Raw genomic sequence first — 19251 nt, 5'->3', positions numbered from 1 at the left:
TGCGAGCGCATCGGAACGTCCCGACCGTACCCCGAGAACCGATACGAGCGCATCGGATAAAGTGCGTGACCCAGGACTCCGGGGAGAGGCGGCGGGCATGCCCCGACAGGTGGACCACGCGGACCGGCGCCGCCGGATCGCCGACGCCGTCTGCGAACTCGCCGACGAACGCGGGCTGGAGGGCGTGACCCTGCGCGATGTCGCCGCCCGCGCCGAGGTGTCGATGGGCGCCGTCCAGCGCTGCTTCCGCACCAAGGAGGAGATGCTGGTGTTCGCCCTCGGGCACATCGGCGAGCGGATCGGCGCGCGCGTACGGGCCCGCCTGGTCCGGAGCCCGGCCCAGTCGGCCGGCACCGCCCTGGGGCACGCGGCCACGGAGGTCGCGCTGCTGCGGGAAGAGCACCGCGCCGAGGCCAGGGTCTGGCTCGCCTTCGTGGCGCAGGCGGCCGTCAGCGAGGTGCTGGCCCGCACGGTCCAGGCCAACTACACAGCCCTGACGGAGTCGTTCGCCCGCCTCATCGAGGAGGCCGGCGCGGACACCGGCGGCGCCGCCGAGGCCGGCGCGGACACCGGCCGCGCCGCCCCCCTCGACCCGCGGCGCGAGGCCCGCGCCCTGCTCGCCCTCGCCGACGGCCTCACCACGCACGTCCTCATCGGCCACCTCACCCCCCGGGAAGCCCGGGAAGTCCTCCACACCCACCTGGCGCGCCTCCTCTCGCAGTAGCCGGCGAGGCCTGGCATTCGTCAGAAGAGAGCCCGGCGTACGCGGGCGCGGGAGGGCGCGCGGGGAGCCGGATGCGCCCGATGCCCGAGATTGTCGTGGGTGGGCGTGCACATTCGGGGGGTCCGGGGGCTTGGCTGGTGTGTGTGGGTCCTTCGGTTTCTCCTGCCGAAGGTCCGGGGGACAGGCACACATTCGGCTACCGCACACAACACCGGAAGGATTCGCGCCGACGTGAATCGTGTCGAGAACGCCGCCTCCGTCCTGATAGCGCCCGCGACGCGTGGCCGCCGTGACGAAGATGCAGGCCGCCCCACGGGGGCGGCGACGCCGATGACCAGCCGTGGGTGAACGCATGTGTGAAGGCGAGTTCGACTCGTCCGGGGACCGTGCGGTCTCCAGTGAGCTGGCCGGCGTCCTGCCCGTGGAGTACGTGGCCTTCCACTCCCAGCACCACAGCGCGTACCTGCGCTACGCGCACCTCCAGCTGGGCGGGCGGCAGGGGGCGGTCGCCGTCGTGGACGACGTGTTCACCTTCCTGCTGAAGGTCTGGCCGCAGGCGCTGCGCGAGGAGAACCTGCACGCCTTCGCGTGGGCCGTGCTGCGCGAGCACGTCGAGCGGTGGCTCGCGGTGCTGGACCGGCCGGTGGCCATGGTGGAGACGGCCTGGTTCGCGGCGCTGCGCCACACCTCGCGCAAGCGGCTGGAGCTCCTGGAGTCCAAGCTCGGGCTGTACGCGGCGATCGCCGAGCTGCCGGAGCGGCATTACGACGTCGTCCTGCTGACGTTCCTGGAGGGACTGGAGGGCGAGACGGTCGCGCAGCTGATGGGGATCTCCCCGGCGACCGTCCGCTCCCACATCCGGGGCGCCCGCCGGACCCTGGCCCGAAAGATCGGGCTGGACGTGGCTCCCGGAGAGGAGAAGGACCAGTGACCGACAGCCCCCGCGACCGTGACGCCGTGCTGTGGGAGGTGGCGGAGGCCCTGCGTGACGCGGAGGTCCTCGGCGACGAGTACGCCGGCTACGACGAGGACGCGGCCCGGCGCAGGGTCGCGCGCCGGGTCGTGGCCGACCGGATCCGCGCCCTCGCCGCGCGCCGCCGCACCCGCAGTACGCGGACCCGCCGGCAGCTGCCGGCGCCCCCGCGGTCGCCCCTCTCGGCCGCCGCCGACCGGCAGTTGTTGCTGGACGCGGCCTGCCACGTGCGCGCCGTACGGGCCCTGGACGCGCTGACCCGGGCGCTCGTCGACAGCGACCGGTTCACCGAACACGCGCTCCAGGCGCGGGACTGGCCGCACAGCCAGGAGTCCGCGCTGCTGTTCGGCTGCCTGCTGCACCTGGTCGGCCGGATGGAGGGCGCGCAGTTCTGGTTCCAGTACGCGGCCGGCGCCGGCTCCCGTACCGCCGCCGTCGCCCTGTACCTGCTGCACCTCTCGCGCGCCGAGGTCTCCACGGCCCGGCACTGGAAGCGGCAGGCCGGCGAACTGCCGCTGGACGAGGGGCTTCCGGCGCTGCCGCCGTTCCCGAGCGAGCTGGAGGCGCCGCTGGGGGCCTCGGTCATCTGGACCTCGCCGCCCATCACCACGCAGGACCTCACCGCCGTCGGCCCGCCGCCGCCCGCCGACTCCCGCTCGGCGCGGCAACTGCCGGTGATGCTGCGGCGGGCGGTCACCGCGCTGGTCCCGGAGGAGGACCCGGACCTCGGCGAGGTCTTCACCACCAGCGCCCAGCTGGCCATCGCCCTGGCCCGGTGCGCGCGGCTCAATCCGTTCCGGCTGACGCAGGAGGCGAACCCGTGGGCGTCGCTGCGGCCCGCGCACCTGACGCACGCCCGGCGGCGCGCGCCGGGCGGGCGGGCCCCGACCGCGCTGGCCTCCGTACACCAGGCGCTGCGCGTGCTGGAGGTCGTCAACCGCCATACGGGCGGCGTCAGCCTGGCGCAGATCGCCCGGGAGACCAAGCTCCCGCAGCTGATGCTGGCGCGGGTCATGGAGCACCTCGTACGGACGAACCTGGCGACCCCCGTCGGCCCCGGGGCGTACGTCGCGGGGGCGGCGCTCGTGCTCACGGGGGTCTCGGGCGAGGGCGGGCCGGGGCAGTTGCCGCAGACGCTGGCCTTCGTGCGCGACGCCGTCGGGGCGGCGGTGTACGTGGGGCGCTACTGCGACGGCGAGGTGTCCATCACCCAGTACGCCGACGGGCCCACCGCGCCGGTGGTGGAGGAGTGGGTCGACTTCCGCGCGGCCGCGCACGCCTCGGCGGTCGGCAAGGCGCTGCTGACCCAGCTGGACCACGACGGCCGCAAGGACCACCTGGCGCGGCACCGGGCGGACCGCCTCACCGAACACACCCTGGCCAGCGAGCAGGCCCTGTTCCGCCAGCTCGACGACCGGCGGCCCAACGCCCCGCTGCTGGACCTCCAGGAGTACGCCATCGGCACGGTGTGCGCGGCCGTCCCGCTGACCTCCGGCCCGAACGCGGAGTGCGTGGCGCTGTCCCTGCCGGGCCCGGACCCGCGCCGGCTGCGCCAGGCGGCCCGGGTCCTGCAGAACGAGGCGGCGGCGGTCCTCCTCGCCCTCCTGGTCAGCGGCACCACCCCGGCCCCGCTGACGACGGCGGGCTAGGTCCTGTCGTCAAAGTGGCGCCTGGCCCGCGACGCCCGGCACCGCACCTCGCCGCGTTGTCCAGGCGCCCGAGTACGTCCAGTACACGAGCGTCCCTCCGCCTTGCGATGCACGGCGCCGGACGCCGCGGGCCTGACCGGCGCCACTTTGACAACAGGACCTAGCCGCTTCCCGTCCGGGCGCCGCTGCCGGGCCGTCGCGGGGGCGGCCCGGTACCGTCCGCCGGGCGGGCGCGTTCCGCCAGGAGGACGCAGGCGGCCGCGCCCAGGGAGACGAGCCCGCCGACGTACAGCCCGCTGCGCGCGCCGTGGTGGACGGCGAGCCAGCCGACGGCGAGGGCGCCCAGCGGTGTGGAGCCTTGCAGGATCAGGGTGTAGAGGGCGAGCACCCGCCCCCGGTAGCGCGGGTCGCTGCCCAGCTGGATCCGGTGGTTGGCGGCCTGCGCGAAATAGATCGTCGCAAAACCGGTCAGCCCGGTCAGGGCGACCGCCGCGCCGTACGTCGGGGCCCAGCCGGCCAGCGTCTCCAGCGCCCCGAAGGCGAGCGCGGACCCGGTGACGACGCGGCTGGAGGGGCGTCCCCGGCGGCCGGTGGTGGCGAGGGCGGCGAGCAGCGAGCCCGCCGCGAAGGCGGTGGTGAGCAGGCCGAACGAGGCGGCGTCGGCGTGGAACACGGTCTTGGCGAGCAGCGGCAGGGTGAGCTGGAAGTTGAACCCGAACATGCCGAGGGCCAGCACGAGGCCCAGCGACAGCATCAGGTCCGGGCGGGTCCGTACGTAGCGCAGTCCGTCGCCGACGCTCCCCCGCCCGGCCCGGGGCGCCCGGCGCAGCTCCGCCGGGCGCATCATGCGCAGGGCGACGACGGTGGCCAGGTAGCTGACGGCGTTGAGGACCATGACCGGGCCGGTGCCGAAGGCCGCGATGAGCGCGCCGGCGAGCGCCGGGCCGAGGACGCGGGCCACGTTGAAGTAGACGCCGCTCAGCGCGGAGGCGTTGGGCAGCAGGTCGGCGCCGACCATCTCGCTGACGAAGGCCATCCGCGTCGGCACCTCGGCGGCGTTGACGGTGCCCAGGCACAGCGCGAACAGCAGGACGTGCCACAGCCGGACCGCCCCGGCCAGGACCAGGGCGGCGAGGACGAGGGCGCAGACCCCGGAGAGCAGGTTGCAGACCGTCAGCAGCATGCGTTTGTCGTACCGGTCGGCGAGCCGGCCCCCGTACAGGGTGAGCAGGAGCACGGGGGTGAACTGCAGGGCGGTGACCGCGCCCAGGGCGGCGGCGGAGTCCCCGGTGAGGGCGAGGACGAGCCAGTCCTGGGCGACGACCATCATCCAGGTCCCCCCGACCGACAGCACCTGTCCGGCCGCGAAGAGCCGGAAATTGCGGACGGACAGCGAGCGGAAGGTGCCCGCGAGCGTGGTGCGCATGGTCCTCCGTGGGGGGCGGTTGCCTGGTGGCTACCGGCCAAGGACACCACGTCCCGCCGGAGTCTCAGTCGATCAGGTGCGGCGCGAAGGCGCGGGCGGCGTCCGTGCCGTACGTCTGCTCGATGCTCATGAGGAGATCGGCGGGGGCGAGTTTGTACGTCTGGGTGCCGACGACCTGGAGCACGACGGTCGCGAGCGCGCAGCCGAGCCGGGCCGCCTGCTCGTAGTCCAGGCCCCAGGCGATGGCGGCGAGGAATCCGGAGCGGAAGGCGTCGCCGACTCCGGTGGGGTCGGCGACGGATTCGGCCGGTACGGCGGGTACGTGCAGCCACGGTTCGCCGGAGCGGCCGATGTCGGCGCCCGCCGCGCCGCGGGTGATCACCCAGACGCCGGTGCGCTCCAGGACCTGCTCGATGCTCCAGCCGGTGCGTTCCTGGAGGAGGGCGGCCTCGTACTCGTTGGTGAACAGGAAGCGGGCGCCTTCCACCAGCAGGCGGGTCTGCGGTCCGTCGAGGCGGGCCAGCTGCTGGGAGGGGTCGGCGGCGAAGGGGATGCCCAGGCGCCGGCTCTCCTCGGTGAGGCTGAGCATGGCCCCCGGGTCGTTGGGGGCGATCACGGCCAGGCCCAGGTCCCCGGCCCGCTCCCGGACGGAGGCCAGGGTGATCCGGCCGGCCTCGGCCATGGCGCCCGCGTAGAACGTGGCGATCTGGTTGAGGTCGAGGTCGGTGGTGCACACGAAGCGCGCGGTGTGCAGGGTTTCGCTCCGGTGCACGCTGGAGGTGTCGACCCCGTTGTCCTCCAGCCAGGTCCCGTACTCGCCGAAGTCCTTGCCGGCCGCTCCGGCGAGTACGGAGGTGATCCCGAGGCGGGAGAGGCCGAGGGCGATGTTCGCCGCCACTCCCCCGTAGCGCACCTCCAGGTCGTCCGCGAGGAAGGACAGCGAGACCCGGTCCAGCTGATCGGCGATCAGCTGGTCGACGAACCGGCCCGGGTAGGCCATCAGATGGTCGGTGGCGATCGATCCGGTCACTGCGATGCGCACGGGGAACTCCTTGTGAGTACGGCGGGCGGGTGTCAGAGTCCGGCGGCCTGGCGCAGGGCGTCCACGCGGTCGGTGCGCTCCCAGGTGAAGTCCGGCAGCTCGCGGCCGAAGTGGCCGTAGGCGGCGGTCTGGGCGTAGATCGGGCGCAGCAGGTCCAGGTCGCGGATGATCGCGGCCGGGCGGAGGTCGAAGACCTGGCCGATGGCGTCCTCGATCTTCTGGACCTCGACCTTGGCGGTGCCGAAGGTCTCGACGAACAGGCCCACCGGCTCGGCCTTGCCGATCGCGTAGGCGACCTGGACCTCGCAGCGCGAGGCGAGACCGGCGGCGACCACGTTCTTGGCGACCCAGCGCATCGCGTAGGCGGCGCTGCGGTCGACCTTGGACGGGTCCTTGCCGGAGAAGGCACCGCCACCGTGACGGGCCATGCCGCCGTAGGTGTCGATGATGATCTTGCGGCCGGTCAGACCCGCGTCGCCCATCGGGCCGCCGATCTCGAAACGCCCGGTCGGGTTGACGAGGAGGCGGTAGCCCTCGGTGTCGAGCTTGATGCCGTCCTTCGCCAGCTCCTTGAGCACGTGCTCGACGACGAGTTCGCGGACGTCCGGGGTGAGGAGCTTCTCCAGGTCGACGTCCGCCGCGTGCTGCGAGGAGACGACGACCGTGTCGAGGCGGACGGCCTTGTCGCCCTCGTAGGCGATGGTGACCTGCGTCTTGCCGTCGGGGCGCAGGTAGGGGACGGTCCCGTTCTTGCGGACCTCGGACAGCCGGCGGGAGAGCCGGTGCGCCAGGTGGATGGGCAGCGGCATCAGCTCGGGGGTCTCGTCGGTCGCGTACCCGAACATCAGGCCCTGGTCGCCGGCGCCCTGCTTGTCGAGCTCGTCCTCATCGCCCTCGACCCGGGTCTCGTAGGCGGTGTCGACTCCCTGCGCGATGTCCGGGGACTGCGCGCCGATGGAGATGGACACGCCGCAGGAGGCGCCGTCGAAGCCCTTGGCGGACGAGTCGTAGCCGATTTCGAGGATCTTGTCGCGGACGAGCTGCGCGATCGGGGCGTACGCCTTCGTCGTCACCTCGCCCGCGATGTGCACCTGGCCGGTGGTGATGAGGGTCTCCACGGCCACGCGGGAGGCCGGGTCCTGGGCGAGGAGGGCGTCGAGGATGGTGTCGCTGATCTGGTCGGCGATCTTGTCGGGGTGCCCCTCGGTCACGGACTCCGAGGTGAAAAGGCGGGTGGACATGGAACTCCTCAGGTGGGCAGCGGTGTACGGACGCCCGGGCGGCGGGCCCGGGCACACACGATCCCCGCACCGGTGCGGAGGGGAAGGGGTGGAACCGGTGCGGGGAAGTCTGTGAGGGGAACGCGGTCAGCGTACGGAGACGATGGACCGGTTTTCGTCAGGCGCCTTCACGGGATTGTCAATTCGATGTCAGGGATTGCTGACGTTCCCGGGACGGAGGCGCCGGTGGTGACGGTGACGGTCACCGAGACGGCGCTGCCGCGCAGTTCGTCGGCGTAGGCCTCGGTGACCGCGCGCAGCGCCGCCTCGGCGGCGCCGTACGCGAGCGTGCTGCCGGCGGGGGCCGCGGCCGGGCCGCCGATGTTGACGATCCGGGCCGCGTCCGCCCTGCGCAGCAGCGGCAGCAGCGCGTCGGTCACGGCGATGACGCCGAGGACCCGGCTCTCGTAGGCCCGCCGCGCCTGCCCGGCCCGGGTCCCGCCGGGAGCGCCCGGCGGGCGGGCGCTCCCGGCGTGGTTGACCAGGACGTGCAGCCGCCCCACCTCGGCGTCCAGGCGCATGGCGGCGAACTCGGCCGACGCCTCGTCGGTGACGTCGAGGTGCAGGAAGCGTACGTCCGCTCCCTGGGCGCGCAGTTCGCTCGCGGCGGCGCGGCCGCGCTCGGTGTCCGGGGCGCCGAGGTAGACGACCAGGTCGTGCCCGGCGAGCTGCCGGGCGATCTCGCGGCCGGTCGCCTCGTCTGCTCCGGCGACGACGGCGACGCGGGCGGTGTCCGAGGACATGGGCTGGCTTCTTTCTCCCTGGTGGGCGGCCCGCGCGATCAGTAGCGGTAGTGGTCCGGCTTGTACGGGCCGGCGATGTCCACGCCGATGTAGGAGGCCTGCTCCGGGCGGAGGGTGGTGAGCCTGACGCCCAGGGCGTCCAGGTGGAGACGGGCGACCTTCTCGTCGAGGTGCTTGGGCAGCACGTAGACGTCGGTCGGGTACTCCGCCGGCTTCGTGAACAGCTCGATCTGGGCCAGCGTCTGGTCCGCGAACGAGTTCGACATCACGAACGACGGGTGGCCGGTCGCATTGCCCAGGTTCAGCAGACGACCCTCCGACAGCACGATCAGCACCTTGCCGTCGGGGAACTTCCACGTGTGGACCTGCGGCTTGACCTCGTCCTTCACGATGCCCTCGACCCTGGCCAGCCCCGCCATGTCGATCTCGTTGTCGAAGTGACCGATGTTGCCCACGATCGCCTGGTGCTTCATCTTGGCCATGTCCGCGGCCATGATGATGTCCTTGTTACCGGTCGTCGTGATGAAGATGTCCGCCGTCTCCACCACATCGTCCAGCGTCGCGACCTGGTAACCGTCCATCGCCGCCTGGAGCGCGCAGATCGGGTCGATCTCGGTGACGATGACACGCGCGCCCTGACCCCGGAGCGACTCGGCGCAGCCCTTGCCGACATCGCCGTAACCGAAGACGACCGCGACCTTGCCACCGATGAGGACGTCCGTCGCACGGTTGATGCCGTCGATCAGCGAGTGACGGCAGCCGTACTTGTTGTCGAACTTCGACTTCGTCACCGCGTCGTTCACGTTGATCGCCGGGAAGAGGAGGGCGCCGTCGCGGTGCATCTCGTAGAGGCGGTGCACACCGGTGGTGGTCTCCTCGGTGACGCCGCGGATCTCGGCGGCCAGGGCCGTCCAGTCGAGGGACGAGTCCCGCAGGAGGGCCAGGACCAGGGACATCTCCTCGTTGTCGGCGGTCGACGGGTCCGGGACGGAGCCGGCCTTGGCGTACTCGGCGCCCTTGTGGACGAGGAGGGTGGCGTCACCGCCGTCGTCGAGGATCATGTTCGGACCGGAGTGCCCGGGCCAGGTCAGCGCCTGCTCGGTGCACCACCAGTACTCCTCCAGCGTCTCGCCCTTCCAGGCGAAGACGGGGATCCCGGCCGCGGCTATCGCGGCCGCGGCGTGGTCCTGGGTGGAGTAGATGTTGCACGACACCCACCGCACCTGCGCGCCCAGCGCGACCAGGGTCTCGATCAGCACCGCCGTCTGCACGGTCATGTGCAGGGAGCCGGTGATGCGGGCGCCGGCCAGCGGCTGGGCGGCCGCGTACTCCCGGCGGATCGACATCAGACCCGGCATCTCGTGCTCGGCGAGGGTGATCTCCTTGCGGCCGAACTCCGCGAGGGCCAGGTCGGCGACCTTGAAGTCGGTGAACTCAGCCGTGGGCGAGGGCATGTGCGCTCCTTGATTCGATGATGTTCTGGTGGATCTCTAGCGTGGCGGTCGAGCGGTTGAGGGTGATGTAGTGAAGGCCCGGTGCGCCTTCGGCGAGGAGCCGGTCGGCCATCGCCGTGGCGTACTCGACGCCGATGCGGTGCCCGTCGGCCGGGTTGTCCTTCGCGGCTTCGAGCCGTCCGGCCAGCTCTTCGGGGAAGGCCGCGCCGCTGAGTTCGGCGAAGCGGCCGATCTGGCGGGCGTCGGTGGCGGGCATGATCTCCGGGATGATCGGGGTGTCGCAGCCCGCGGCGGCCACCCGGTCGCGCAGCCGCAGGTAGTCCTCGACGTGGAAGAACATCTGGGTGATGGCGTAGTCGGCGCCCGCCCGGCACTTGGCGACGAAGTGCCGGATGTCGGTGTCCCAGTCGGGCGAGCGCGGGTGCATCTCGGGGAAGGCGGCGACCCCGACGCTGAAGTCGCCCGAGGCCCGGACCAGGGAGACCAGTTCGTCGGCGTGGCGCAGGCCCTGGGGGTGCGCCGTCCAGGTGGCGTTCGGGTTGCCCGGAGGATCGCCGCGCAGGGCGAGTACGTCGCGCACGCCGGCGTCCGCGTACTGGCCGATGATGTGGCGCAGCTCGGCCACCGAGTGCCCGACGGCCGTCAGGTGCGCCACGGGCAGCAGTGTCGTCTCGGCGACCATCCGCTTGGTCACCTCGACGGTCCGGTCGCGCGAGGAACCGCCGGCCCCGTAGGTGACGGAGACGAACGACGGCGCCATCGCCTCGATCCGGCGGATGGCGTTCCACAGGACGCGCTCGCCGGCGTCCGTCTTGGGCGGGAAGAACTCGAAGGAGAACGATCGCTGTCCGCTCGCCAGCAGTTCGCGCAGGCCGCTCATCGTCTGACTCCCGTGTTGAAGTACGTGGCCTCGGGGTGGTGGACGACCATGGCGTCCGTGGACTGCTCGGGGTGGAGCTGGAACTCCTCGGAGAGCTGGACCCCGATCCGCTCCGGCCGGAGCAGGTCGGCGATCTTCGCCCGGTCCTCCAGATCGGGGCAGGCGGGGTAGCCGAAGGAGTAGCGCCGGCCCTGGTACTCGGTGCGGAGCATGCCGCCCAGGTCGGCGGGGTCGTCGGAGCCGATGCCGAGTTCGGCGCGGACGCGGGCGTGCCAGTACTCGGCGAGCGCCTCGGCGAGCTGGACGGACAGGCCGTGCAGCTCCAGGTAGTCGCGGTAGGAGTCGGCCTCGAAGAGCTTGGCGGTGGCCTCGCCGATGCGGTTTCCGACGGTGACGACCTGGAAGCCGATGACGTCGCTCTCGCCGGAGTCCGCGGAGCGGAAGTAGTCGGCGAGGCAGAGCCTGCGGGTGCGCTCCTGGCGGGGGAAGGTGAAGCGGGTCCGCTCGGAGCCGTTCTCGTCGAGGATGATCAGGTCCTCGCCCTTGGACACGCAGCGGAAGTAGCCGTGGACGACGGCGGCCTCCAGGAGGTTGTCGGTCCGCATCCGGTCCAGCCACATCCGCAGCCGCGGCCGGCCCTCGGTCTCGATCGTCTCGCGCCCCAGACCCCACTGGCCCTTGAAGAGGGCGGCCTCGTCGAGCCAGGAGGCGTAGTCCTTGAGCGGGATGCCCTTGACGACGCGGGTGCCCCAGAACGGCGGGGTGGGGACCGGGTTGTCGACGGAGACGTCGGAGCGCGCCGGTACGTCCTGCTCGGGGAGGTCCGGGAGGGGTACGGACCGCCGGGCGACGCGGCGCTGTTTCAGGGGCGGGAGTTCGGCGCCGGGTACACCGCGTTTGACGGCCATCAGGGTGTCCATCAGGCGCAGGCCCTCGAAGGCGTCGCGGGCGTAGCGGACCTCGCCCTGGTAGATCTCGTGGAGGTCCTGTTCGACGTAGGCGCGGGTCAGGGCGGCGCCGCCGAGGATCACCGGGTAGCGCTCGGCCAGTCCCCGGGTGTTGAGCTCCTCCAGGTTCTCCTTCATGATCACGGTCGATTTCACGAGCAGCCCCGACATGCCGATGACGTCGGCCTTGTGCTGTTCGGCGGCTTCGAGGATCGCGGAGACGGGCTGTTTGATGCCGATGTTGGCGACGTTGTAGCCGTTGTTGGACAGGATGATGTCGACCAGGTTCTTGCCGATGTCGTGGACGTCGCCTCGGACGGTGGCCAGGACGATCGTGCCCTTGCCGTCCGCGTCGGTCTTCTCCATGTGCGGTTCCAGGTGGGCGACGGCCGTCTTCATGACCTCCGCCGACTGGAGGACGAAGGGGAGCTGCATCTGGCCGGAGCCGAAGAGCTCGCCGACGACCTTCATGCCCTCCAGGAGGGTGTCGTTGACGATGTCGAGGGCCGGGCGGGTCTGGAGGGCCTCGTCGAGGTCGGCCTCCAGGCCGTTCTTCTCGCCGTCGATGATCCGGCGGCGCAGGCGTTCCTCCAGGGGCAGCGCCATCAGTTCCTCGGCGCGGCCGGCCTTGAGGGACTTGGTGTTGACGCCCTCGAAGAGGGCCATCAGCTTCTGGAGCGGGTCGTAGCCCTCCGCCCGCCGGTCGTAGATCAGGTCGAGGGCGGTGCCCACCTGCTCCTCGTCGAAGCGGGCGATGGGGAGGATCTTGCTGGCGTGGACGATCGCGGAGTCCAGGCCGGCCTTGACGCACTCGTCGAGGAAGACGGAGTTGAGGAGGATACGGGCGGCCGGGTTGAGGCCGAAGGAGATGTTCGACAGGCCGAGGGTGGTCTGGACGTCCGGGTGGCGGCGCTTGAGCTCGCGGATCGCCCCGATCGTGGCGATGCCGTCGCCCCGCGACTCCTCCTGGCCGGTGCAGATGGTGAAGGTGAGCGTGTCGATGAGGATGTCGGATTCGAGGATGCCCCAGTTCTCGGTGAGGTCCTCGATCAGCCGCTCCGCGATCTCCACCTTGTGCTCGATGGTGCGGGCCTGGCCCTCCTCGTCGATGGTGAGCGCGATCAGCGCGGCGCCGTGCTCCCGCGCCAGCCGGGTGACCTTGGCGAAGCGGGACTCCGGGCCGTCGCCGTCCTCGTAGTTGACGGAGTTGATGACGGCGCGGCCGCCGAGCTTCTCCAGGCCGGCCTGGATGACGGGAACCTCGGTGGAGTCCAGGACGATCGGCAGCGTCGAGGCGGTGGCGAACCGGCCGGCGAGTTCCGCCATGTCGGCGACGCCGTCGCGGCCCACGTAGTCCACGCACAGGTCCAGCATGTGCGCGCCCTCGCTGATCTGGTCCCGGACCATCTCCACGCAGTCGTCCCAGCGGGCCTCCAGCATGGCCTCGCGGAACTGCTTCGACCCGTTGGCGTTCGTCCGCTCGCCGATCGCCATGTACGAGGTGTCCTGCCGGAACGGCACCGTCTGGTACAGCGAGGCCGCACCGGGCTCCGGACTCGGTTCGCGCACCGCCGGGGCCAGCCCGCGGACCCGTTCGACGACCTGGCGCAGGTGCTCCGGGGTCGTGCCGCAGCAGCCGCCGACCAGGGACAGGCCGTACTCGCGGACGAAGGTCTCCTGGGCGTCGGCGAGCTCGCTCGCGGACAGCGGGTAGTGCGCGCCGTTCTTGCCGAGGACGGGCAGGCCGGCGTTCGGCATGCAGGACAGCGGGATCCGGGAGTTGCGGGCCAGATAGCGCAGGTGCTCGCTCATCTCCGCGGGGCCGGTGGCGCAGTTCAGCCCGATCATGTCGATGCCGAGGGGTTCGAGGGCGGTGAGGGCCGCGCCGATCTCGGAGCCCAGCAGCATGGTGCCGGTGGTCTCGACGGTGACCGAGCAGATCAGCGGGACCGAGAGGCCGAGGGCCTCCATGGCGCGCCGGGCGCCGATGACGGAGGACTTGGTCTGGAGGAGGTCCTGGGTGGTCTCCACCAGCAGCGCGTCGGCGCCGCCCGTCAGGAGCCCCTCCGCGTTGGCCTGGTAGGCGTCGCGGATCGTCGCGTAGTCGATGTGGCCGAGGGTGGGGAGCTTGGTGCCGGGGCCCATCGAGCCGAGGACCCAGCGCTGCTGCCCGGTGGCGGCGGTGAACTCGTCCGCGGCCTCACGGGCGATCCGCGCGCCCGCCTCCGAGAGCTCGAAGTTGCGCTCCGCGATGTCGTACTCGGCGAGGGCGGCGAAGTTCGCGCCGAAGGTATTGGTCTCCACACAGTCCACGCCGACGGAGAAATACGCCTCGTGGACCGTCCGGACGAAATCGGGACGGGTGACGTTCAGAATCTCGTTGCAGCCTTCGAGGTTCTGGAAATCCTCAAGGGTGGGGTCCTGCGCCTGGAGCATGGTGCCCATGGCGCCGTCGGCGACCACCACGCGGGTCGCGAGCGCCTCACGGAGGGCATTGGAGCGGTTCCGGCTGTCACCGGAAAGGGTTGGCAGCGAGGCCATGGAAAAGCTCCTGTTCAACGAGAGGGCCGCTCAATGTGAAGGAACGTCGACACCGTCAGTCCACCGCGCGGACCACCACGGCCGAGTTGAATCCGCCGTGGCCGCGCGCCAGGACCAGCGCGGTGCGCACCTCGGCGGTGCGCGGCCGGGGTCCGATCAGGTCCAACTGGTACGCGTCGGACAGCCTTACGTTGACCGTGGGCGGGATCAGGCCCTCCTCGATGGCCAGCAGCGCGGCCGCCAGGTCGAGCGGGGCGGCGCCCGAGCACAGCCGGCCCGTCATCGTCTTGGGTGCGGTGACCGCGACGCCGCAGGGGCCGAACACCGCGGTGATGGCCTCGGCCTCGATCCGGTCCAGCTCGGGGACGGCGGCCGCGTCGGCGAAGACCACGTCCACGTCGCCGGGTACCGCTCCCGCGTCGGCAAGGGCCAGCTCGATCGCCGGGCGCAGGCCCGGCTCGTGCCCGCTGCCGGGCCGGGGGTCGGACACCGCTCCGTAGCCGGAGATCTCGCCGTAGACGCGGGCGCCGCGCGCCCGGGCCGCCGCGGCGGACTCCAGGATCAAGATCGCGCCGCCCTCACCGGGGACGTGTCCGGCGGCCTCCGCGTCGAAGGGGAGGTAGGCGCGGGTGGGCTCCGCGCTGCCGCTCAGCCTGCCGCTGACGAGCTGGACGCCCCAGCCGCAGGGGCAGAGCGAGGCGTCCACGGCGCCGGAGACGACCAGGCCGGCGCCCTCGCGGATGCGGCGGCGGGCCTGCGCGACGGCGTCGAGCCCGCTCGCCGCGCAGACCGCGGCCCCGCCGGCGTCCAGCGCGCCGAGGTCGAGCGCGCCGAGGTCCTCGGGGTCCACGCCCGCGTCGGCGAGCGCCCAGCCGGCGGCGACGAGGGCGATCCGGGGCGTCCGGCCGCTCTGCGCCAGCAGCCGGCTCGGCAGTACCCGGCTCGGCGGCCGCCCCTCGGCGGCGAAGCCGGGGACCTGGCCGGCGAGGGTCACCGGGTACGGGGAGGGGCCGAAGCCGGTGATCCGGCCGATGCCGTTCGTACCGGTGCGGGTCGCGGCCCAGAAGCCGTCCGCGCCGAGTCCGTTGGGGGCGGCGACGCCCAGGCCGGTGACGACCACCGAGGTGGCCGTGCCGCGTTCCTCCCGGGACGCGGCGGCCGGGTGGCACAGCGGGATCCGGCCCAGCCGTCGCCGGCACCCGGGGCCGTGATGGAAGGCCGGACGCGAACGTCCGGCGGGCCGTAAGCGGGATCGCGTTCCGGGCCGGGAGTGGGCGGATTCGCGGTCGGCGGGACGCCGCGATCCGGTGAAGGGCTTCACGGCACCGATTGCCGGTGGGGGGTCCGTCCGGACCACTGTCAGCGTGCCGTGCATACCTTCCCTCTCCTTTGACCCACCGCGAAAAGAATGCCGGAGCACGATGTACAGCGTGTTCTGTCACGGGCCCCGGTTCAATACGGGGCCGTGCAGAACTCGGTCAGGTTTCCGTAAGGCCATTGCATACGTGTCGGGTTCAGTTCAGGAGAAGTCCAGGAGAATGTCAGATGTCGAGCAGGGCGCGGCGGTAGCTCTCGGCGAGTTCCTTGAAAGCGGCCTCGAAATCCGGGCCGGGCGTACACCGCAGGTCCCGCCAGACCGGGTCGCTGTCGAACCAGTGATCGCTCGTCAGCATGTCGAGCCCCTGCCCCGGAATGCCCCGGGCGGCGAGCAGCTCGCGGGCGCGCACCGCCGTGAGGTCCTCGGCTGCCGGATCCGCTGCCTGGCCCGCGACGGCGGCGACCGCGCTCAGCAGGGTGCGTACGGTGACGGGTACGGGGTGGGCGGCGTGGTAGACGGACGCCGTCAGGTCCCCGGCCGGGGCGAGGCCGGCGCCGAGCAGGAGCCGGGCCAGGTCGTGCGCGGTGATGACGGACGTACGGGCGGCCCAGCCCTCGACGCTGCCCGGCAGGGCCCGCAGGATCCGGGCCAGGCCCGGGACCACCCAGCGGTCGCCGTCGCCGAGGACGAGGTGCGGGCGCAGGACGACCCCGCCCGCCGCGAGGACGGCGTCCTCGGCGTGGGCCCGGGAGCCCGAGGTGGGCGAGCCCGGGTTGCGGACGAGGTCCTCGGGCCGGGCGGCGCGGAAGGCTCCGCGGCCGTACACGGAGGCGGTGCTGAGGTAGACGACGCGGGAGACCCCGGCGCGCCGGGCCTCGGCCATCAGGGCGGCCGTACCGCGGGCGTTGACGGTCTCGTTGGCCTCGGGGGTGCCGCCGATCTGCGAGGCGCAGTGCAGCAGTACGTCGACCCCCTCGCAGACGCCCCGCAGCGAGCCGGGGTCCGAGAGGTCGGCGCGCACGGTGCGGTGGCCGGGCACCGCGGCGCCGGGGTCGGGGCCGGGGCCGGCCCCCGCCGCGCCGGCCGGCGGTCTGCGGTGGGACATCAGCCGCAGGGACAGGCCGCCCCGGCGCTCGGCCTCGCGGGCGACGTGTCCGCCGATGAATCCGGCCGCTCCCGTGATCATGATGGTGGGCACGCGCGCTCTCCTGTTGGTGGTGATGGCGGGCTCAGCCCGCGCTGGGGCGCAGGGTGAGGTCGGCGGTGAAGACCGGCCGGTCGTGCTGGGTGCCGACGACGCGGACGGCGATGTCCCCCGCCGCGTCGGGGCGTTCGGCGCGGGCCTCGATCCAGCAGGGGGCGTCGAGTTCGGCGTACCGCTCGAAGGTGCTCGCCATGCCGAGGACGAGGGCGTCCGGCAGTCCGGTGACGGCGTGGGCGGCCTGGCGGGCCGACTCCAGCAGCACCATGCCGGGGACGTGGTCGACGGGGTGGTCGAAGAAGATCGGGTGCTCGGTGTCGACCCGGAGCTCCCACTGGTCGTCCGGACCCGCCGGGGCGGGGGCGAGGACGACGTTGCCGGGGGCGGAGGACCTGCCGACCACGGCCGGGTCGACGGCCGGGGGCGGGGTGCGGTCCGAGGTGGTGGGGCGCTCGCCGCGCAGCCGCCGGTGCACGGCCGGGCTGGTGCAGCTGAAGGCGGCGGAGGCGGTGGCGAGCGGCGTTCCGTCGCGCCACACCGAGACCTCGTAGCGCATGCTCGCGATGGTGCGGCCGCGGCGGACGATGTCGCCGCACACGGTGCGCAGTTCGACCTCGGTGGGCACGGGGCTCGCCACGAGCGCCTCGGGGGTGGCTATGAAGGACATGTCCCACATCAGGAACTGGTGCCCGAAGGGGACCCCGTACTCCGAGTGCGCGAGTAAGGCCCCGGTCTGGCGGACCGACTCGATCAGCAGCAGCGGGTCCTGGTAGCCGCCGGCCGGGGCGAAGAGGGAGTGGCCGCGCGGCCACTGTGCCCGCACGACGTAGGAGTCGCTCTGGTCGCGGCCGGCGAGCGGGTCGGGTCCCCAGCCGGTCAGCAGTACTTCGCTGACGGCGGCACGGTGCACGTACTCACGCGGCACCGTGGTGGTGAGCAGGCAGTTCGCCGCCGGAGCGCTGTGGTGGGCGGGGATACGGAGAGCGGTGAGGGACGACATGCGCTGTACTCCTGTTCTGCTGAAGAGCAGGGGTGAGCCACGCACACGTCGGCAGCCCCCCGCTGTGATCGCTTGCAGACCTCTAAGATACAGACAGGTCGGTTCTTTTCTTAAGGAAATCTTCGAGGTTTCCGAAACAACCGCTGACCCGGACCGACGGAATCCCGCCAAGAGGTCGGTTCCGCCCGCGCGAGCGTCGCCGGAACCCTTGACTCCGGCCCCAACTCCACTGGAACAGACAGCACTGCCGGGTTTGCGCGCCCGCAACGCGGGTCGCCGCACCTCTCGTCCGATCACAGAAAACGATCAAACCGGCATCCCAAAGCACCATATTTTTACGATACTTGCTGTTCAGGGGCGCCTCCTGGCGGCCCGACCGAGGCCAACGCGCGGAGCCCGCGCTCCCGTTGACAATCAGACAAGTCTGTTTGGTATCTTCATTCAGCACGAGCGTTCAGCAGTCCGATGGCGCGACTGCGCCTCAGGAGGAGCAGATGAATCGGCAGGCCGCGGATGTCCTCGAACCCCGCTCGGAGCAGATCCGCCCCCAGCGCACCCTGCTTTCCCAGCCGGGCCACTTCCCGCCGCCGCGGGTGGAGCGGCCCGCCGCCGCGGCCGAACCGGCCCTGCGGGTCCTCGTCGTCGAGAACGAGGCGCGCGCGGCCGACACCCTGGTGGTGGGGCTGCGCCGGCACGGCTACCTGGCCGAGAGCGTGGCCACCGGCGCCCTCGCCCTCCAGGCGCACGGCGACGCCGACCTGATCCTCCTCGACCTCGACCTGCCCGACCTCGACGGCCTGGAGGTCTGCCGCGCCATCCGCGCCGTAGGCGACACCCCGCTGATCGCGGTCACCGCGCGCGGCAGCGAGCTCGACCGGGTGCTCGGGCTCCAGGCGGGCGCGGACGACTACCTCGTCAAGCCGTACGGTTTCCGCGAACTGCTCGCGCGGATGGAGGCGGTGATGCGCCGGGCCCGCCCGCGGCCGCAGGCCACCCGGGTCATCACGCACGGACCGCTGCGCATCGACGCCGGCACCCGCGAGGTCCTGCTGGCCGGCCGGCCGGTGGAGCTGACGCGCAAGGAGTTCGACCTGCTCCACCTGCTCGCCTCGCAGCCGGAGGCCGTCATCTCCCGCCGCCAGCTGATGACGCAGGTGTGGGACGACACCTGGTCGCACCGCGGCCGCACCATCGACACCCACGTCAGCAGCCTGCGCGGCAAGCTCGGGGCGAGCGGCTGGATCGTCACGGTGCGCGGCGTCGGGTTCCGCCTCGGCCGGCCGTAGCCGGCCCCGGGCGCCCGGAAGGGGCCGCCCGGGGCCCCTCGTTCCGCAGACCGATACGATTCCGACAGGTCGGTTTGGTTCCAGTCAGTAACGCAAGGACGTGGCATGGCACAGCAAGAACGCGGCAACCGGTCGAGGCGGTCGATCCTGGAGGCCGCCGCGCGCGTCTTCGACGAGCGCGGGTACGACGCCGCGAGCACGAACGAGATCCTCGCGAGCACCGGTCTGACCAGGGGGGCGCTCTACCACCACTTCCCCTCGAAGGAGGCGATCGCCTCCGCGCTGGTGGCCGCGCAGAGCGAGGCGCTGGTGGTGCCCGACCAGCCGGTCAAGCTCCAGGCCGTCATCGACCTCACGCTGGAGTTCGCGCGCCGGCTCCAGCACGACCCGGTGCTGCGGGCGAGCGTACGGCTGGCGGTGGAGCAGACCTCCTTCTCGCGCCCGGCGCAGACCCCGTACGAGCAGTCGAACGCGACCATCCTCGACCTGCTGCGCCAGGCGCGGGAACAGGGCGAGGTGCTGCCCGGCGTGGACCTCCAGGAGGCCACGTCCACGATCGTGGGGGCCTTCACCGGCCTCCAGGTGATGTCGCAGGTGTACAGCAACCGGCAGGACCTGCCGGAACGGGTGTCCGCGCTGTGGCGGTTCCTGCTGCCCGGACTGGCCACGCCCGGCATGCTCGCCCGGCTGCGAACGGCGCCGCTGCCGCAGGCCGTGTCTCAGACCGCATCGCAGGCCGTGTCTCAGACCGCACCGCAGACCGCGCCGTAGGCCCCCGCGCACCCCG

Annotated in this window: 15 protein-coding genes; 5 read left to right on the top strand and 10 right to left on the bottom strand. The window is 72.2% G+C overall.

Annotated elements, in window-relative coordinates; all coding sequences use genetic code 11:
• Positions 1 to 97 precede the first annotated feature (97 nt).
• The 3 genes from EES41_RS38075 (at position 98) to EES41_RS38065 (ending at position 3346) form a co-directional block, all read left to right on the top strand.
• Positions 98 to 724 (top strand): TetR/AcrR family transcriptional regulator, encoded by a 627-nt coding sequence (locus tag EES41_RS38075; protein ID WP_123083117.1) that lies wholly within the window; start codon positions 98 to 100, stop codon positions 722 to 724.
• A 352-nt stretch (positions 725 to 1076) separates the two neighbouring features.
• Positions 1077 to 1655 carry an RNA polymerase sigma factor gene (locus tag EES41_RS38070; protein WP_254211867.1) on the top strand — a complete coding sequence of 193 codons (579 nt, stop codon included), beginning with the start codon at positions 1077 to 1079 and terminating at the stop codon, positions 1653 to 1655.
• An 887-nt stretch (positions 1656 to 2542) separates the two neighbouring features.
• Entirely contained in the window at positions 2543 to 3346 is an 804-nt protein-coding gene (locus EES41_RS38065) for an IclR family transcriptional regulator C-terminal domain-containing protein (RefSeq protein ID WP_174261884.1), read from the top strand.
• A gap of 160 nt (positions 3347 to 3506) precedes the next feature.
• Here the strand turns inward: EES41_RS38065 and EES41_RS38060 are convergent, their stop codons facing one another.
• From EES41_RS38060 to EES41_RS38015, 10 genes are all read right to left on the bottom strand, one after another.
• Positions 3507 to 4772 (bottom strand): MFS transporter, encoded by a 1266-nt coding sequence (locus EES41_RS38060; protein WP_123083115.1) that lies wholly within the window; start codon positions 4770 to 4772, stop codon positions 3507 to 3509.
• 64 nt (positions 4773 to 4836) lie between these two features.
• Complete coding sequence (locus EES41_RS38055; protein ID WP_123083114.1) at positions 4837 to 5814, bottom strand: carbohydrate kinase family protein; 978 nt, start codon at positions 5812 to 5814, stop codon at positions 4837 to 4839.
• A 32-nt stretch (positions 5815 to 5846) separates the two neighbouring features.
• Positions 5847 to 7055, bottom strand: a complete 1209-nt coding sequence (gene metK / locus EES41_RS38050; RefSeq protein ID WP_123083113.1) for a methionine adenosyltransferase — start codon at positions 7053 to 7055, stop codon at positions 5847 to 5849.
• Positions 7056 to 7222: 167 nt separating this feature from the next.
• Positions 7223 to 7837, bottom strand: coding sequence for an SDR family NAD(P)-dependent oxidoreductase (locus EES41_RS38045; RefSeq protein WP_123083112.1), 615 nt, complete (start codon positions 7835 to 7837; stop codon positions 7223 to 7225).
• Positions 7838 to 7875: 38 nt separating this feature from the next.
• Complete coding sequence (gene ahcY / locus EES41_RS38040) at positions 7876 to 9291, bottom strand: adenosylhomocysteinase (RefSeq protein WP_123083111.1); 1416 nt, start codon at positions 9289 to 9291, stop codon at positions 7876 to 7878.
• On the bottom strand, positions 9272 to 10171 hold the full coding sequence (metF, locus tag EES41_RS38035) for a methylenetetrahydrofolate reductase [NAD(P)H] (protein ID WP_008740563.1): 900 nt from the start codon (positions 10169 to 10171) through the stop codon (positions 9272 to 9274). The genes ahcY and metF overlap by 20 nt, the downstream gene beginning before the upstream one ends.
• On the bottom strand, positions 10168 to 13659 hold the full coding sequence (gene metH / locus EES41_RS38030) for a methionine synthase (protein ID WP_123083110.1): 3492 nt from the start codon (positions 13657 to 13659) through the stop codon (positions 10168 to 10170). Before metH ends, metF begins: the two co-directional genes overlap by 4 nt.
• A gap of 55 nt (positions 13660 to 13714) precedes the next feature.
• A complete protein-coding gene (locus EES41_RS38025) occupies positions 13715 to 14779 on the bottom strand; it encodes a beta-ketoacyl synthase N-terminal-like domain-containing protein (RefSeq protein WP_254211866.1) in 1065 nt (354 codons plus the stop codon).
• Between the two features lie 421 nt (positions 14780 to 15200).
• A complete protein-coding gene (locus tag EES41_RS38020) occupies positions 15201 to 16175 on the bottom strand; it encodes an NAD(P)-dependent oxidoreductase (protein ID WP_123083108.1) in 975 nt (324 codons plus the stop codon).
• A 31-nt stretch (positions 16176 to 16206) separates the two neighbouring features.
• The gene (locus tag EES41_RS38015) at positions 16207 to 17178 is read right to left on the bottom strand and encodes a ScbA/BarX family gamma-butyrolactone biosynthesis protein (protein ID WP_123083107.1); all 972 of its coding nucleotides are present in this window, start codon (positions 17176 to 17178) and stop codon (positions 16207 to 16209) included.
• A 494-nt stretch (positions 17179 to 17672) separates the two neighbouring features.
• Between EES41_RS38015 and EES41_RS38010 the strand changes: the two genes are divergently transcribed.
• Both EES41_RS38010 and EES41_RS38005 read left to right on the top strand, forming a co-directional pair.
• Positions 17673 to 18464 carry a response regulator transcription factor gene (locus EES41_RS38010; protein ID WP_123083106.1) on the top strand — a complete coding sequence of 264 codons (792 nt, stop codon included), beginning with the start codon at positions 17673 to 17675 and terminating at the stop codon, positions 18462 to 18464.
• A gap of 105 nt (positions 18465 to 18569) precedes the next feature.
• On the top strand, positions 18570 to 19235 hold the full coding sequence (locus EES41_RS38005) for a ScbR family autoregulator-binding transcription factor (RefSeq protein WP_123083105.1): 666 nt from the start codon (positions 18570 to 18572) through the stop codon (positions 19233 to 19235).
• Positions 19236 to 19251: the final 16 nt, after the last annotated feature.

This window comes from Streptomyces sp. ADI95-16 (genome assembly GCF_003721495.1).
Taxonomy (GTDB): domain Bacteria; phylum Actinomycetota; class Actinomycetes; order Streptomycetales; family Streptomycetaceae; genus Streptomyces; species Streptomyces goshikiensis.
This window is presented reverse-complemented; position numbering and strand designations above follow the sequence as displayed.

Excerpts from the sequence above, each read along its gene's own strand:
- EES41_RS38010 (WP_123083106.1), top strand. The coding sequence starts at position 17,673 with ATGAATCGGCAGGCCGCGGATGTCCTCGAACCCCGCTCGGAGCAGATC.
- metK (WP_123083113.1), bottom strand. The coding sequence starts at position 7,055 with ATGTCCACCCGCCTTTTCACCTCGGAGTCCGTGACCGAGGGGCACCCC.
- EES41_RS38075 (WP_123083117.1), top strand. The coding sequence starts at position 98 with ATGCCCCGACAGGTGGACCACGCGGACCGGCGCCGCCGGATCGCCGAC.
- EES41_RS38015 (WP_123083107.1), bottom strand. The coding sequence starts at position 17,178 with ATGTCGTCCCTCACCGCTCTCCGTATCCCCGCCCACCACAGCGCTCCG.
- metH (WP_123083110.1), bottom strand. The coding sequence starts at position 13,659 with ATGGCCTCGCTGCCAACCCTTTCCGGTGACAGCCGGAACCGCTCCAAT.
- ahcY (WP_123083111.1), bottom strand. The coding sequence starts at position 9,291 with ATGCCCTCGCCCACGGCTGAGTTCACCGACTTCAAGGTCGCCGACCTG.
- EES41_RS38045 (WP_123083112.1), bottom strand. The coding sequence starts at position 7,837 with ATGTCCTCGGACACCGCCCGCGTCGCCGTCGTCGCCGGAGCAGACGAG.
- EES41_RS38070 (WP_254211867.1), top strand. The coding sequence starts at position 1,077 with ATGTGTGAAGGCGAGTTCGACTCGTCCGGGGACCGTGCGGTCTCCAGT.
- metF (WP_008740563.1), bottom strand. The coding sequence starts at position 10,171 with ATGAGCGGCCTGCGCGAACTGCTGGCGAGCGGACAGCGATCGTTCTCC.
- EES41_RS38060 (WP_123083115.1), bottom strand. The coding sequence starts at position 4,772 with ATGCGCACCACGCTCGCGGGCACCTTCCGCTCGCTGTCCGTCCGCAAT.
- EES41_RS38005 (WP_123083105.1), top strand. The coding sequence starts at position 18,570 with ATGGCACAGCAAGAACGCGGCAACCGGTCGAGGCGGTCGATCCTGGAG.